This is a genomic window from Rickettsia akari str. Hartford (assembly GCF_000018205.1).
GTDB classification, from domain to species: Bacteria; Pseudomonadota; Alphaproteobacteria; order Rickettsiales; family Rickettsiaceae; genus Rickettsia; species Rickettsia akari.
Window position 1 is genome coordinate 330049 of record NC_009881.1, and the last position, 15334, is coordinate 345382.

The window sequence follows — 15334 nt, forward strand, 5'->3', positions numbered from 1 at the left end:
AAGTAACTGATTCAGTAACCTCTTGGAAAGAAATTATTTTAGATTTACTTCTTTATTGTTAGAATATAATTATGTTAATATAATTATTAATGCATATAAGTTATGGCACATTACAAAGAGTTTGAATTTGACTGCGATTTTGGTGGACAAAGAGCCAAGTTTAAGTTTTATATAGGGACGCCTCAAGAAGGGCATCATCCGCTACAATTTCAAGCAAAATGGTTATCTGACGAAAGAGGTGGTACTATTCCTGATGAGATTATGAAAGCAATATCACAGCTAAATGATCTTGCTAAAAAAAACAGTGTTCCACTTCCGGATTTGTGCGTATATGCTCTTGGTTCTGCTCAAGAAGCCCAGGCTATCCCTCAAGAAGAAGATGAAGATGAGAGTGAAAACTACGAAGATGAAGCAGAGCAGGCATAGTTAAAAATAATGAGAATCGCGAAGAGCAAATTACTTAGGTAATCCACTATTCGCGTTAAGATGATTCATAGGGAGTAAAATGAGACAATATAATGATTTATTTAAGATTATTCACCGCGAAGGGTATATATTTATTGCTAGCTTTGCATTAGTAAGTTTTTTATTAGCGTCATTTAATGAAAAACTTGGCTGTATTGGATTTATCGCTACTGCTTGGTGTATTTATTTTTTCCGTAATCCTGATCGCTTTGTGCCTATAAGTGATGATCTGGTAATAAGTCCTGCAGACGGAATAATTCAAGAAATTAAGGAAGCACTGCCACCCCAAGAATTAGGTCTTGGTGATGTGGAAATGATTAGAGTTAGTATTTTTCTAAATATTTTTAATGTCCATGTTAATAGAATCCCGGCAAACGGAAAAATTTTAGCACTTCATTATAATCCTGGAAAGTTTTTTAATGCTTCACTTGATAAAGCTAGTATTTATAATGAACGTCAATCAGTATTAATGGAAACTGATAAAGGGCAGAAAATCGTTTTTGTTCAAATAGCAGGACTGATAGCAAGGCGTATAGTTTGTGATTTAGAAGAGGGGAATGAAGTTAAAACGGGTGAGCGATACGGTATAATTCGTTTTGGTAGCAGAGTAGATGTTTATCTACCGTTGAAAACAGCTTTATTAGTGAGTAAAGGGCAGACTGCTATAGGCGGTGAAACTATCATTGCTGATTTTGGACGTAAAAAGATAGCAGAATTTAAGTTTGAGAGAAGATAGTTAAATATCATACCGTGGGTTTGACCAGCGTCGTTGTGTGGGTCGATGTCACCACCTTGTCATTCCCGGCGACTTAATCGTTGGATCCAGTAAAATACTAGTATTTTTTATTGTTTGGATGGATACCGTGATCAAGCAATGGTATGACACTTGGGAGTATAAAAATTGTTAAAAATTCGTAAATCTATAATAACTAAACCTGTACCTCTAATAAAATTAATTCCCAACTTTATTACGTTGCTTGGTTTAGTAACCGGTATGAGTTCTTTAAAATTTGCTTTGGATAGCAGATGGGAACTTGCTGTATATTGCATTATAGTAGCGGCAATTGTTGATGGTGTCGACGGTAGAATAGCAAGGATGCTAAATGCAGCTAGCCCATTTGGTGCAGAGCTTGATTCATTGTGCGATTTTGCTAATTTTGGTATAGCTCCTGCTTATTTAATATATTTATGGTCTTTTCAGCAATATGAATATAAGGTATTTTCATCAGCGGTAATGCTATTATTTATAGTGTGTATGGCATTACGTTTAGCTCGCTTTAACGTTGGTATTTATCAACCGAAACAAGATAGAACAACTGAATATTTTTTTACCGGTGTACCTGCCCCATGTGGTGCTTTACTTGCTTTAACTCCTGTAATGATAGATTTTGAAATAGGTACGTTATTAAATATTAATACCCGTACTCACACTATAACAATTAATATATATTTGGCTATTATAGCTTTTCTAATTGCTAGTAGGCTTCCTACAATCTCAACAAAAAATTTGAGTATTAAACCTGAATATTTATCGCTTGCAATGATTTTAATTGCTATTGCTATTATAAATCTTATCATATATCCATGGTATTCACTGCCGTTAATTGCAGTTATATATATTCTTTCTATACCAATTTGTTATTTTTTTAAACATAGAGGGTATTGGTGAAGTTAATTATGCCGAGTATATTACAACAAGCCATCGACAAATATACACGTCATCCATTTACTAAATATGTAACTATTATAGCCTTAATAATATTTATTTATTTGGGATATAGAATTTATGTTTGGGCAAATACACAATCCACGGATAATGCCTACATAGATGCAGATATTTCAAATGTTAGTGCTGAAGTTAGCGGTGTTGTCACAAAGTTATTTGTTACCGATAATACTAAAGTTAATAAAGGTGATCTGATAGCTGAAATTGACGATAGAGATTATAAGGCAAAGCTTGCAGCACTTGAAGCATCTATTGAAGCTTGCATAAAAAATATAGAAATTATAGAGCAAAAAACCTCAATAGGGCAGATTAGACTAGAACAAGCGGCTGAAAAATTAAAGCTTACTAAAATAAGCTTTGATATTGTGTCAACAGATTTTACTAGAGTGCAGGAATTAAATAAGGCAAAATTTGCTAGTTCTAAAACATTAAATGATTCTAAAAACGCATATCAAAAAGCCAAAACGGATTATAAACAAGCACAGTTAGATTTAGATATATCTAAGCAACATTTACAACTTCTTGAGCTTGAAAAAGCAGTAGAACAGGAAAAACTTAAAGAGCTAACGGAAAACAAAAAAGTAACGTTAAGGAGCTTACAAAATACTAAACTTATTGCTATGGTACCCGGTATATTTGGTAATAGTAGTTTAGAAGTCGGAAATTACATAGTACCGGGTAGGGTGTTGTTTTCTATAGTTCAAGATGATACTATGTACATTCAGGCTAATTTTAAAGAAACACAAATTAAGAAATTTAAGTCCGGCATGAAAGTCAAAATTGAATTTGATGCTTTGCCTAAAAAAATAATTGACGGGAAAATTCGTAATATTGCTCCTGCTACCGGCTCTAAATTTAGTTTAATCCCACCCGATAATGCTACAGGTAATTTTACTAAAATCGTACAACGTGTACCTGTTTTAATAGATTTTGAATCCCCAAATGCTAATCTAGTCCCTGGCATGTCAGCAATGGTATCAATCAGAACCGATCAAAAGACATAATTTTCGTCAAAAAATAGCAATAATTATTCTATTAAAAGTACATATTCTAGTATTATTTACTTATTACTTAAAAAGCTATAGAATATCAGTAATACCAAAAGTAATAATTAATATGTAAAGATATTGAGATCCCAGAAACTAGTCCGCTTGCAAATATAAAGAGCGAGAAAGTATTAGATGCGTATAATGTAATAGAAATGCATAACCTAACCACCGAGGAGTATGACGCCTACATAAGAGCAAAATTAATAGAAGATGCCGCGGCAATAGCTTGATCTGAAAATTTTGAAAAAGGTAAAGCCGAAGGGAAAGCAGAGCTGATACAAATGATGCTAGAACAAGGTAAAACTGTTCAGCAAATAATGGAGTTTACAGTGTTAAAGCAGAAATAGAAGAGCTAGAAGCAAAAATAAAAAATTCTAAAGCTAGTTGATTAATTATTTACCGCTTAACTCTGTTAACTCTTTTTTTAGTTTTTTTACTAAAGTTTGTAATTTTTCGAATTCTTCGCGAGTGACGTAATTACCTTTAATTATTTTATCCTCAATTATGCCACAGCTTTTATCCGATATACTATTTAAGGCTTTTTGTGCTATGCTACTAGCTCCAATGGCTACTTTTAAAATACTATTTATTTTCATATCACCTCTATAGATAAAGCATGTAAGCCGCTATTAAATTCATCGGCAAGTAAGTTATTAATAGTGCGGTGACTTATAATTAAGCTTTTTCCATATAATGTTTCTGCAGCAATTCTTATTTTTATATGGCTGTGAATTCCGTCATAATGACTAGCATGTTTATAGCTTTCATCTATTATTTCTTGAAAATGTGGTTTTAACACACTTAATCTTTCTTGTATCCTTTCTATGCGGCTCATATTTTTATTTCATTTATAGTAAAAATGTCCTAATATCCTTGAGTATATAATTTTATGATAAAAATGGCAATGTCAGAATTAATAACGGATTATAAAGATTTACAAGATGAGATAGATAAATTGGAAAAAGGTGTATGTTTTGCTTGTAGATTAGTTAATTATGATGAAATAGAATTTATAGAGCATGATAAGCATTTTATAATTGAAGCTTTAGATCAAATCATTGAGGATGTAAGCAAAGAACTTGATATTTTTTCACAGTTTAAGAAAATAAAGAAAGATAGAATATTATTTATCCTAAATACTACTGATTCTAACTTAATTAAAAATTTTGCTAGAAAATTATATTTATTTTCGCAGCTTTATATTAATGAACAGAAGCCTGCAATTTATATACATTGTTATATTGCTAGTATTAAATTTCCAAAAGTAAGTAATAATGCTAAAGAAATTGAAAAAACATTAAATATGTTACTTTCACAAAATAATCATTACTATTACCGTGAATATAACAGTACAGCACATGATTTAGAAAATATAAGAAAATCTAATCTTCAGCTTAACTTATTACGACAAGCCTTGGCAAAAAATACTATGCGATTTGCTTATCAGCCTATAATAGATCGCAATACCATGAAAGTTCATTATTATGAATGTCTGCTTCGTATACCTTACGAGAACGGCGTTTATATTTCCGTAGGTCCTATAATCCCTATTGCTGAAAATAAAGGATTAATTTTTGTAATTGATCAAATTGTTTTGGAAATGACTATTAACAAACTTGCAAGCAACCCAAACTTAATGTTAGCCGTTAATATTTCAAATATAGGAACAAGCGATGAAGCTTTATGGGAAATAGCAGAAAACTTATTAAAAGCTCATAATGTTCGAGATCGTTTAATTATTGAAATTACAGAAACTTCTTTCAATGAGAATTATGATAAAATAACTTTATTTATTAATAAACTACGTAAGTACGGATGTAAATTTGCATTAGACGATTTTGGCTCGGGTTTTACTTCTTTTAAACAACTTCAAAGCTTACCAATTGATATTATCAAAATTGACGGTAAATATGTGCGTAGTATTACAAGTGATATACAAAGTAGGTATTTTGTAGAAAGATTAATTAAAATTTCAGAAGATTTAGGTATTGCAACAGTAGCTGAATTCGTAGAAAACGGAGAAATAGCCAAATTTTTAATTGATCTAAAAGTCGGTGGGCTACAAGGGAACTTCTATTCCGAAGCAAAATTTGATAGAGCGGAGTAGTGTAAATCTGTCTCGTATGTCATTCCCACCTACGCTGGCATGACATACGAAGTATAATACTTGACAATCTACATAAAAACCTCTATGCAGAACTCAACTTTCAATAATTAAACTTAGATGCTGTTACTTGAATTAAAAAAAACTAATCAAACTTTAGAAACTATACATTTTCTAGGTATCGGCGGCGTTGGAATGAGTGGTATTGCCGAGATATTACATAATCTAGGTTATAAAGTACAAGGTTCCGATTTAGTAGAAAATTATAATACTAAAAGACTTGAGTCATACGGTATTAAAATATTTTTAGGACATGCTAAGCAGCACATTACCAATGTTTCGTATGTTGTTATTTCATCGGCAATTAATTCAAATAATCCTGAAATCAAAGAGGCATTAGAGCGTAAAATTCCGATTATTAGGCGTGCGGAAATGCTCGCGGAACTTATGAGGTTAAAATGTTCTGTAGCAGTGTCTGGATCGCACGGCAAAACAACTACTACTTCTTTAATGGCTTGTTTATTTGAGGCAGCCGGTTTATGTCCTACAGTTATTAACGGCGGGATTATAAATAATAAATCGACTAATGCATATCTTGGTTCAAGTAATTATTTAATTGCGGAGGCCGATGAATCGGATGCGACGTTTATTCATATTCCATCAACTATTGCGATAATAACTAACATTGACCCTGAACATTTAGATTATTATAAAGATTTTGAAACATTAATTGGTGCATTTAAAAGCTTTATTACTAATTTGCCGTTTTACGGTTTTGCCGTTTGTTGTATCGATCATACAATAGTTCGTAAGTTAGTAGATGATATTACTGAAAGGAAGATTGTTACTTATGGAATCGATTCAGAAGATGCCCATATTATAGCGTTTAATATTAACACTGATATTGCTTCCTCTACTTTTGACGTAAAAATTAATATACCAAATGTACTAGGTACAACGATTATTGAAAAAATTACCATTCCAACGCCCGGAAGACATAATATTTTAAATAGTCTTGCTGCAATTGCCGTTGGGATAGAATTAGATTTCGGTATTAAAGCTATTAAAAACGGTTTTAATAATTTTAAAGGAGTGAAAAGGAGATTTACTAAAGTAGCTGAATATAATAATGCGGTGGTTATCGATGATTACGCTCATCATCCTGAGGAAATCAAAGCGACGCTTGCTACGGCTCGAAATATAGCCGATAAGCAAAACGGTAAAGTTATTGCTATTTTTCAGCCTCATAGATATTCAAGGATGCAGCATTTATTTGATGATTTTATGCGTTGTTTTAATGATGCAGATATGATTTATATTACCGATATATATGCTGCAGGAGAAGAGCCTATAGAAGGGGTTACAGGTCAAAATTTAGTTGATAAGATTACTAAAAATAAGCATCATGACCAAGCAAATTTTTTAGCTGAATTAGAGGATGTAGTTGGCGTTATTATAGATAATGCAGCTTCCGGTGATATGATAATTATTATGGGAGCAGGTAATATTTCAAGTTTTGCTAATGAATTAGATGAGAGATTGTCATCCCGCACTTGATATCCATGAAACAACGTCATAGAAGAAAAAAGATGAAAGTAAAAATATGTTAATTTTACCGACAGTAAAGGGCGAGTATCAAAAAGATTATAATTTAAAACATCTGACATGGTTTAAAGTAGGCGGTGATGCTGAAATTTTCTTTAAACCTTTAGATAGCGAAGATTTAGCAAGTTTCTTAATACAAAATAGACAAAAATTACCTATAACTACTTTTGGTGCAGGCTCAAATATTATTATAAGAGACGGCGGCATAGAAGGGGTCGTTATAAAACTTGGTCAGAATTTTAGTAATATTGAGTTTATAGATAATCATTTAATAGTAGGTAGCAGCTGTCTTAATTATAATTTAGCAAAATTCTGTCAAGCAAATGATATTTCCGGTTTTGAGTTTTTAGTAGGTATTCCTGGTACTATCGGTGGTGGTGTTGCTATGAATGCCGGAGCTTACGGTTCTGAATTTAAAGATATTATAGTTAGAATAGAAGCTATTGACTTTGCAGGAAATTTTCGAACATTTACTAATGCAGAAAGCGGTTTTAAATATCGTGGCAATAATTTACCGAAGGATTTAATTATTCTCAAAGCCGTTTTTAAAGTAAATAAAGGAGATAGTGAGAATATATTATTACGGATGAATGAAATAAATAACACAAGATCATTGACGCAGCCTATTAAAGAGCGTACGGGCGGTAGTACTTTTGCAAATCCTGAAGGGCTTAAATCTTGGGAACTTATTGACAAAGCAGGGCTTAGGGGCTATAGAATAGGCGGGGCTTCGATGTCAGAACTTCACTGTAATTTTATGATAAATAATGGTGATGCTACCTCTAAGGATTTAGAAGATTTAGGTGATTTTGTTCGGCAGAAAGTATTTGAAGATAGTGGCGTTGAATTAAAGTGGGAAATTAAGATAATAGGGAAGTATGTTTAAAAACCGTCATTGCGAGCAGTCGTAGACTGCGTGGCAATCCAGTAAAACATGCTAATCTATCGCATGTTTTACTGGATTGCTTCGTTAAAACTTATAGTTTTTCTCGCAATGAAAAAATAAATCACAGGATGAAAATATAGAATAAAAGCAAATAATATGCAATATCAAACACATTGGATAGAACATTCTGTAGTCAAGATATTAAGTACTACCGGTAAAAACCATATAGCGTTAGTAGCTGGCGGTATGTCTGCTGAGCGTGAAGTATCATTAGTATCAAGCGAAGGGGTTCAGCAAGCCTTAATTGCATTAGGATATAAAGTTACCTTTATTGATATGGGAGCGGATATTGCTGTTAAATTACAAGAAATAAAACCTGATATTGTTTTTAACTGTTTACACGGTACATATGGTGAAGATGGTTGCTTGCCTGGATTACTTAATATAATGAGGATTCCTTATACTCATAGCGGCGTGTTATCTTCAGCTTTAGCATTTAATAAAATACATTCTAGCAGTTGGTTTTTCGCGAATAGTATTAATACGGCAGAAAGTATTGTTGTAAGTAAAAGCTATAATATAAACACTGATCCTATGAAACGACCATATGTAATCAAACCTCTTACGCAAGGATCAAGTATTGGTGTTGAAGTTATATTTGAAGAAGATGATTTTAACTTTGCCGATTATGATTTTCCTTACGGTGATCAGGTAGTAATAGAGCGATATATAAAAGGACGCGAATTTCAAGTAGCGGTATTAAACAGTAAAGCTTTAGGAGCTTTAGAGATTAAATTAATAAAAAATCGTTTCTATGATTATGAAACTAAATATACCGAAGGATTTGCTGAACATCTGTGTCCTGCTCCGCTACATGCTAATTTATATGAAAAATTACTTATAGAATCAGAAAAAATTTATAAAACAATGAATTGTAAAGGTCCTGCTAGAGCAGAGTTTATTTTAGAAGAGCAGACAAACAAATTATATGCTTTGGAGATAAATACTCACCCAGGTATGACTCCTTTATCAATAGTGCCGGAAATTGCAGCTTATGCAGGGATAAATTTTACTAACTTAATTGCAGAAATTATAAAGACGGCAAGCTTTGAATCATGAGAAAAAAAACGAGCTCCAATAAAAAAAACAAAAAAAAAAAACTAATAATATCTCATTACGCCGAAAATTAGGACTAATTTACAAAAAAGCAATATTAGGGCTTAAGATTGCTTTAATTATTTTTGTATGTCTATTTGTTTTTACAAAATATTTTGCTGGCATAAAAACCTACTTAACAACAAATATATATCAAACAACAACGAAACTTGGGTTTAAACTTGAGAATGTTATCATCGAAGGACAGCAAAATGTCGATGAGCCTACAATATTAAAGGTTTTAAATGCGAATAATGGTAGTCCTATTTTCGCTCTTAAATTAGATGAAATTAGAAATCATTTAAAGAAAAATAAATGGATCAAGGAAGTATATGTCAGTAGAAGATTACCAAATACGGTATATATAAAATTATTTGAAAGGGAACCTATTGCTATTTGGCAAATTAATAATCAGCTTTTCTTAGTCGATGAAGAAGGTTACGAAATTAGTAAAAATATTCAACCTTTTCCTCATTTATTACATGTTGTAGGGGAAGGAGCGAATATCTATGCAGGTAAATTAGTACTAGAGCTGCAGAAATATCCGGCATTAATGAATAAAGCTTTAGTGGCTATAAGGGTTGGAGATAGAAGGTGGGATTTAAATCTTAAAGGTAATATAAGTATTAAGTTACCTGAAAAAGAGTTTGAAGAAGCATTAAAGTATGTCGATGCACTAAATAAAGCCAACAAGCTATTTAACCAAAATTATAAGGCTTTGGATTTAAGGGATAAGCACAAGTATTATATTGAGAAGTATTGAGCATCATCATTGCGAGGAGAATTACGTAGTAATTCGACGAAGCAATCTAGTGAAGAATTCTGATTTACAGAATTTTTTAATTTTTTTCTAGATTGCCATGTTGCTTCGCGCCTCGCAATAACGTTTTTGGAATAACAAACATAAAACAATGAAAGAGAAAATATCAAATTTTGTAACGCTTGATTTCGGCAGTAGTAAGATTGCAGTAATTGCTGCATATATTAGTAAAAAGGGTGAGATTAAAGTAGCTAGCCAAAATTTGCATCATTCTAAAGGTATTAAATCAGGAGTTATATCAGATTTAAAAAACGCTGAAACTAGCATTGTTTCAGCAATTTATGCACTTGAAAAAGATTGCGGTAAAAATATAAAAAAAGTTATATTATCGTTATCAGGTGCCGATACTAAATCTTATTATATTAATTATACCATTAAAGTTAACGGGCAAACCGTAACGCAGCAGGATATTAAAAAGTTATTACAAAAAGCATTACTTGAGTTTAAAGTTAAAAACCAAGAAATTATTCATTATTTTCCTCTTGAATTTACTCTTGATAATAATTCAGTCGAGAATCCTATAGGTATGTATGGTAGAGAGCTTAGTTGTGAATTACATATTATTGCAGCTAGTTCAAATATGTTATCAAATATTGTACAATGCTTTGCTAAATGTCATGTTGAAGTCACAAATATTACTCTAGCAATTTATGCTTCTGCTATTAGTTGTCTTACAAATGATGAAAAAAATCTAGGATCGCTTATTATAGATATGGGCGATAAAACGACCTCTTTCGGCATTTTTTTTGCCGGTAAATTAATATATACCGGGCATGTAAATGTAGGTAGTTTTCATATTAGCTCAGATATTGCTAAAGTTTTCGGCATTGATCTTGTTACGGCGGAGAAATTAAAAATTTTATACGGTAATGCAATGATACCTTTATTTGAGAAAGATAGTATTATAAATATGGATGATTTTCAGGTTGAGACTCATTATAATTTAAATACTGCCGTAACAATTTATACATTAGCCGAGGTAATAATGGCAAGAGTTGAAGAAATATTATCAATGGTAAAAGCCGAATATGATAAAGCAACAAAAGGGCATGTTGAAGTTTTTAGAGTTGTAATTACCGGCGGCGGGTCTCAGCTTAGAGGGCTTAAAGAGCTTTCAAATAAAATTTTTGAAAAACAGAGTAGAATTGGTAAACCGGAGATTATTGCCGGTTTTACAGAAGACTATAATCCGGCTATGCATTCAGCAACTATAGGAATGCTAAAAATTCATGCTATAAAACAGCAAAAAGAATTCGCTCATATTAGACTTGATGCAAATAGTAGCTTCTTTAAAAAAGCTTTTGATTGGTTTAAAGAGAATGTTTGAATTCGATTATTATTTTTTCTGGCTGCTATTCTCGGAAAAATACCTTGAGAATCATATATCATTTCAAGGATTTGGAATCCTGCTTTTTTTAGCTGTGTACGTGTTTCGGATTCTGTACGAAACACTTGCCATGCAGCGTTAATAATATTGCTACAAATAGCCTTTTGTTTTAAAGCATTAACAGTATTAACTTGTCCATGTAGATTCCTTTGATAATGTTGTAGGAGGTGTTAAAAAGCTTGCAATTAGTATACCACTAGGTTTAAGAACTTTACTAAATTGTTTATATAGATCAGTAACTTTATCATCATCAAATTCATCGATATTAAGACCATTACTTCTAAGTATATTATATTCCTAGTGAAGATCAAGATTCCAAGCATCTTGTTGCCACAAGTTAACATGCGCAAGATAATGCTTGTTAGCGTTCTCTTGTGCTAGTTCTAAAGAACTAACATCTAGATCAATCCCTATGCCTTTATTTTGCTGTAATCTAATGTAAGCAAAGCGTACATAGTACCGCAAGGAACAGCAATACATTTCATTCTGTCTGCTAACTTATCATGTAAAATGTTGTAAAATATGTTAAAGCGTTCTTGGGTAGCTTTAACAGAAGTAGCATGGTATAAAATTCATCTTTCTAAAGGGTGGAATTTTTCTTTTTAAAGACCATGAATTATTATATAAGATGTCCAATAACCATTGAGTCCTTTATTTGCAAACAAAAAATGACCTAACTCAAATTTGCGTAATTGATCAAGTAAGGAAAGCTGTTCATCTAATGGCAAAGAAGTAGTATGCTTGTTTGCTAACTCTTTTTTGAGTTGTGAAGCATCAAAAGTAGATTTATTTAATCCATGATATTCATCTTGGTATAAATTATATAGTGTTTGATTCTATGTTTTAGGTCTATGCTTAGAACAAATTAGTACATTCCCTTTGTCTGCGGTGATAAAGAGTTGCTCACCTGTTTTTGCATCGATTTCATTTGGAACAAGGTAAGCATTCAGAATAGCACTGGACCATCTTACTTGTCCTATAGTATCAGATAGTATCAGAAGAAACGGTAGAATTACAAACCTCTACCATTTTGTCTATCATATTTGAATAATTTTCTGTTCTATCAGTTTTATTATAAACATATTTTTTAAGAGGATAATATAATATGCAAAACCAAATAAGCGATAATATACCAAAAAATGTTATTTGATTTGTTAAGCTAACTAGAGGATAGTTATATACCACAAGAGTCTTTGATAATGCTCCAAGCCCAAAGAATAAAAATCCAATATTTGGAACTGCAAAAAATTCAACAACTACACAAATTATGCCGATTATTAACCATATTTCGGTGAGGTAATTATTTATCATGAACATAAGTTTTTAAAAATAATATGACGTCAGCTATGTCTCGTGGTCTTGAGATACCGGCAAAGGACATTTTAGTTCCTGGTGCATAGCTACTTGGTTTATGTAAGAAAGCAAATAAACTATCATCATCCCATACGCCACTGAGTTTTGATAGAGCAGGGGAATATTTATAGTCTGCTATGCTTCCTTTTGGTCTGCCTGCTACATCCCAAAGATGCGGTCCTAGTTTATTTGGACCGTCTTTATCAAGAGAATGACACATTAAACATTTCTTGGCTATTTCACGACCGTTATTGGCATTCGCTGTTTTCATCAATTGCGGTATATTGATTGGTGCCTGCTCTAGTGCGGTAGTATCTTGATTGTCTGATGATGCTTGAACCGCAACGCTGTAGCCGCGATGCTGTAACTCTAGAGTGGGTTTATATAATATATTTGCAACAAATCCAACCATCATAGCAATTAAACTAGCAGATAGGATGGCTGCAACAATTTTATTTAATTCTTTTCCAGACATTTATTTTGTTTTTTTTATTAGAATTTATACTATAATTTAAGTTGTAAGAGAAGTGCATTAAATAAATAAAAGAAAAATTTATAAAAATATTTGTTCTTTGGAGAGAGAAATAAATGTCTGATTCAAAAAAATCAAGGGCTAGAAGAATATTTAATCAGTTAAAATCTTATTGGACTAGTTTTAGACAAAGTAAAATCGGTAAAATATTATTTAGCAATAGTTTAAGTTATGTAGTTTCCGTAGCTTCTATAGCAATTGCAGCTTCCGGGCTTTTTACTCCTATATCACCGATAATTATAGCTGTAGCTGTTGTTTCAGGAGTTAGCGTAGGAATTAAAGCTATAAATGAGACTTTGAACGTGCATGGTTTGCATAAACTTCATAAAGAGAATAATTTGTTAGTACATAACAGAAATGCTAAAAGTCAGCAAGATTATATATTATCATTGGAACCAAGCTTAAAAGATATTTTGAAAAATGAATTATATACGCCGCAAATTGCAGGTAAGGATTGTACTCAAGATAAGTATGAGTTAAATGTAAATAAATTGAAAAGTACAGGACGAATATTTGGAAATAATTTGGGTGGAGCCGCAAATTTGGCTGTCTATATTATTAAAGGTGCTAGTGGTAATGTACTTGATATATTAAAAGCTACGTGTTACGGTGTAGTTACAACCGCATCATTAATGATCGACGGTCTTACTGAAAAGGAAAAAAGAGAAATAAAAGAAATATTTAAATTAAATATAAATGAAGAATATAAAAAACAAGACACTCCTATATATGAAAATTTAGAAACATTAGAGCATTATACTAAAAATCAAGTATTGCAAACGTTGGCTTTAAGAAAATTAATAACGGATAAGAATTATTGGAGTATGAATAAAGACCAAAAAATACAAAAATTTCGAGAGATAAGAGGTAATTTTGAAATAAAAAGAAACGGTTTAGAAGAATTTTTTAAAGAAAATAAAATAACAATGGATAATAGAAAAGAGAGTTATGTTAAAGATATTAAAAATGTAATGAATCCATTTTATGACAAGCCTAGTAAAGCCGAAGTATGTAGTCCGTTAACTAAAGCCATGGATAAAGATAAAGTTAATAATGCTGAAATAAAAAGGACAAAACGTGAAAATTTAAAAAGGATGCAAAAAAGAAAGCGAAATTTAACAATATGAAATGATTATTATAACTCGTTGCTAGTTACAAATTTGTAAGAGGTAGTATCGCTAAATATTCTATGCAATAATTCATTATTAAGAGCGTGGCTTGTTTTGTAACCTTTAATTGAACTTACAACGCTAGTGCCGCTGGTATATAAATCACCGAATAAATCTAATAATTTATGGCGAACAAATTCATCTTCATAACGTAAGCCGTTTGGGTTTAAGATTTTATCCTGCTCATCTATTCCTATAGCATTCTCAAATGAGGCACCTTGGGCAAGTCCTTTGCTTTTTAAATAATCAACATCTCTTATAAATCCAAAAGTTCTAGCATCCGCAATATTTTTAGTAAAAGATTCTTGATCTCTAAAACTTAGATTTTGTCTACCTATAGCTTTACTGCTAAAATCAATAGTTAAATCTACAGTCATGTGATCGGAAGGAGTACAATATAATTCACAATCTTTATGAACTACTTTTATATCTTTTAAAATTTTTAGATATTTTTTAGGAGCATTTTGTAATTTTTTTCCTGCACATTCAATCATAAACACAAAAGGTTTACTACTGCCGTCCATAATTGGTACTTCAGGACCGTCAACTTTAATAATTGCATTATCAATACTGCATCCCCAAAGTGCTGCCATTAAATGTTCAATTGTTGAAATTTGCACTTTATGCTCATTACTTATAGTGGTAGATAACAACGTATCGGACACATTGAAATAGCTAGCTTCAATATAATTCTTTTCAGAAGATATATCGGTGCTAATGAATATAATTCCGGTATTTTCTTTAGCGGGTTCCATAGTTAACTGTGTGCGTTTTCCCGAGTGAACCCCAATCCCGTAACAACTAACCGGTTTTAATAATGTACTTTGCTGCATGCGAGGCTATAAAAAATATGCCTAGATGTTAATCTTTAATGCCAAATTATACAAGTTATATTATGTTACAAAATATTACATAATCGTCATTGCAAGCAGTAATAGGCGTTGTTGTACGGCTCATTTTATATCATTCCTGCGAGAGAAGGAATCCAAAAAAGTACCAATACAACAAATTTTTGAAATTAAAAGCTCGACTTATATCGCTTTATACTTGATGCCTGCAAACGCAGGCATGACATAGAGTTAA

14 protein-coding genes and 2 pseudogenes are annotated in these 15334 nt (G+C 31.8%); 11 read left to right on the plus strand and 5 right to left on the minus strand.

Annotated elements, in window-relative coordinates; all coding sequences use genetic code 11:
* The first annotated feature begins 102 nt into the window (after positions 1-102).
* The 4 genes from A1C_RS01595 (at position 103) to A1C_RS01610 (ending at position 3195) form a co-directional block, all read left to right on the plus strand.
* The gene (locus A1C_RS01595; RefSeq protein WP_012149297.1) at positions 103-426 is read left to right on the plus strand and encodes a DUF2610 domain-containing protein; all 324 of its coding nucleotides are present in this window, start codon (positions 103-105) and stop codon (positions 424-426) included.
* A 79-nt stretch (positions 427-505) separates the two neighbouring features.
* Entirely contained in the window at positions 506-1201 is a 696-nt protein-coding gene (locus A1C_RS01600) for a phosphatidylserine decarboxylase (protein ID WP_012149298.1), read from the plus strand.
* 165 nt (positions 1202-1366) lie between these two features.
* Complete coding sequence (locus A1C_RS01605; protein ID WP_012149299.1) at positions 1367-2134, plus strand: CDP-alcohol phosphatidyltransferase family protein; 768 nt, start codon at positions 1367-1369, stop codon at positions 2132-2134.
* A gap of 8 nt (positions 2135-2142) precedes the next feature.
* A complete protein-coding gene (locus tag A1C_RS01610) occupies positions 2143-3195 on the plus strand; it encodes an HlyD family secretion protein (RefSeq protein ID WP_012149300.1) in 1053 nt (350 codons plus the stop codon).
* 437 nt (positions 3196-3632) lie between these two features.
* On the opposite strand, the gene A1C_RS01615 is transcribed toward A1C_RS01610, so the two are convergent.
* Positions 3633-3836 carry a hypothetical protein gene (locus A1C_RS01615; RefSeq protein WP_012149302.1) on the minus strand — a complete coding sequence of 68 codons (204 nt, stop codon included), beginning with the start codon at positions 3834-3836 and terminating at the stop codon, positions 3633-3635.
* Entirely contained in the window at positions 3833-4075 is a 243-nt protein-coding gene (locus A1C_RS01620; RefSeq protein ID WP_012149303.1) for a BolA family protein, read from the minus strand. Before A1C_RS01620 ends, A1C_RS01615 begins: the two co-directional genes overlap by 4 nt.
* 54 nt (positions 4076-4129) lie before the next feature.
* On the opposite strand from A1C_RS01620, the gene A1C_RS01625 reads away from it, so the two are divergent.
* From A1C_RS01625 to ftsA, 6 genes and pseudogenes are all read left to right on the plus strand, one after another.
* Positions 4130-5347 carry an EAL domain-containing protein gene (locus A1C_RS01625; protein ID WP_012149304.1) on the plus strand — a complete coding sequence of 406 codons (1218 nt, stop codon included), beginning with the start codon at positions 4130-4132 and terminating at the stop codon, positions 5345-5347.
* 117 nt (positions 5348-5464) lie between these two features.
* A complete protein-coding gene (gene murC, locus A1C_RS01630) occupies positions 5465-6901 on the plus strand; it encodes a UDP-N-acetylmuramate--L-alanine ligase (RefSeq protein WP_012149305.1) in 1437 nt (478 codons plus the stop codon).
* Positions 6902-6947: 46 nt separating this feature from the next.
* Entirely contained in the window at positions 6948-7835 is an 888-nt protein-coding gene (murB, locus tag A1C_RS01635) for a UDP-N-acetylmuramate dehydrogenase (protein ID WP_012149306.1), read from the plus strand.
* A gap of 156 nt (positions 7836-7991) precedes the next feature.
* Positions 7992-8954: a D-alanine--D-alanine ligase gene (locus A1C_RS01640; protein WP_012149307.1), complete on the plus strand. Its 963-nt coding sequence runs from the start codon at positions 7992-7994 to the stop codon at positions 8952-8954.
* Positions 8951-9753: pseudogene (locus A1C_RS01645) on the plus strand (cell division protein FtsQ/DivIB). The gene A1C_RS01640 and the pseudogene A1C_RS01645 overlap by 4 nt, the downstream one beginning before the upstream one ends.
* 148 nt (positions 9754-9901) lie before the next feature.
* Entirely contained in the window at positions 9902-11137 is a 1236-nt protein-coding gene (gene ftsA / locus A1C_RS01650; RefSeq protein ID WP_012149309.1) for a cell division protein FtsA, read from the plus strand.
* An 896-nt stretch (positions 11138-12033) separates the two neighbouring features.
* On the opposite strand, the pseudogene A1C_RS01660 reads toward ftsA, so the two are convergent.
* Positions 12034-12514: pseudogene (locus A1C_RS01660) on the minus strand (NfeD family protein).
* A complete protein-coding gene (locus A1C_RS01665) occupies positions 12498-13025 on the minus strand; it encodes a c-type cytochrome (protein WP_012149313.1) in 528 nt (175 codons plus the stop codon). Before A1C_RS01665 ends, A1C_RS01660 begins: the two are co-directional and overlap by 17 nt.
* A 113-nt stretch (positions 13026-13138) precedes the next feature.
* Between A1C_RS01665 and A1C_RS01670 the strand changes: the two genes are divergently transcribed.
* Positions 13139-14209, plus strand: a complete 1071-nt coding sequence (locus A1C_RS01670; protein WP_012149314.1) for a hypothetical protein — start codon at positions 13139-13141, stop codon at positions 14207-14209.
* An 8-nt stretch (positions 14210-14217) separates the two neighbouring features.
* Here A1C_RS01670 and lpxC read toward each other — a convergent pair whose 3' ends face one another.
* Positions 14218-15084, minus strand: a complete 867-nt coding sequence (gene lpxC / locus A1C_RS01675) for a UDP-3-O-acyl-N-acetylglucosamine deacetylase (protein ID WP_012149315.1) — start codon at positions 15082-15084, stop codon at positions 14218-14220.
* Positions 15085-15334 lie beyond the last annotated feature (250 nt).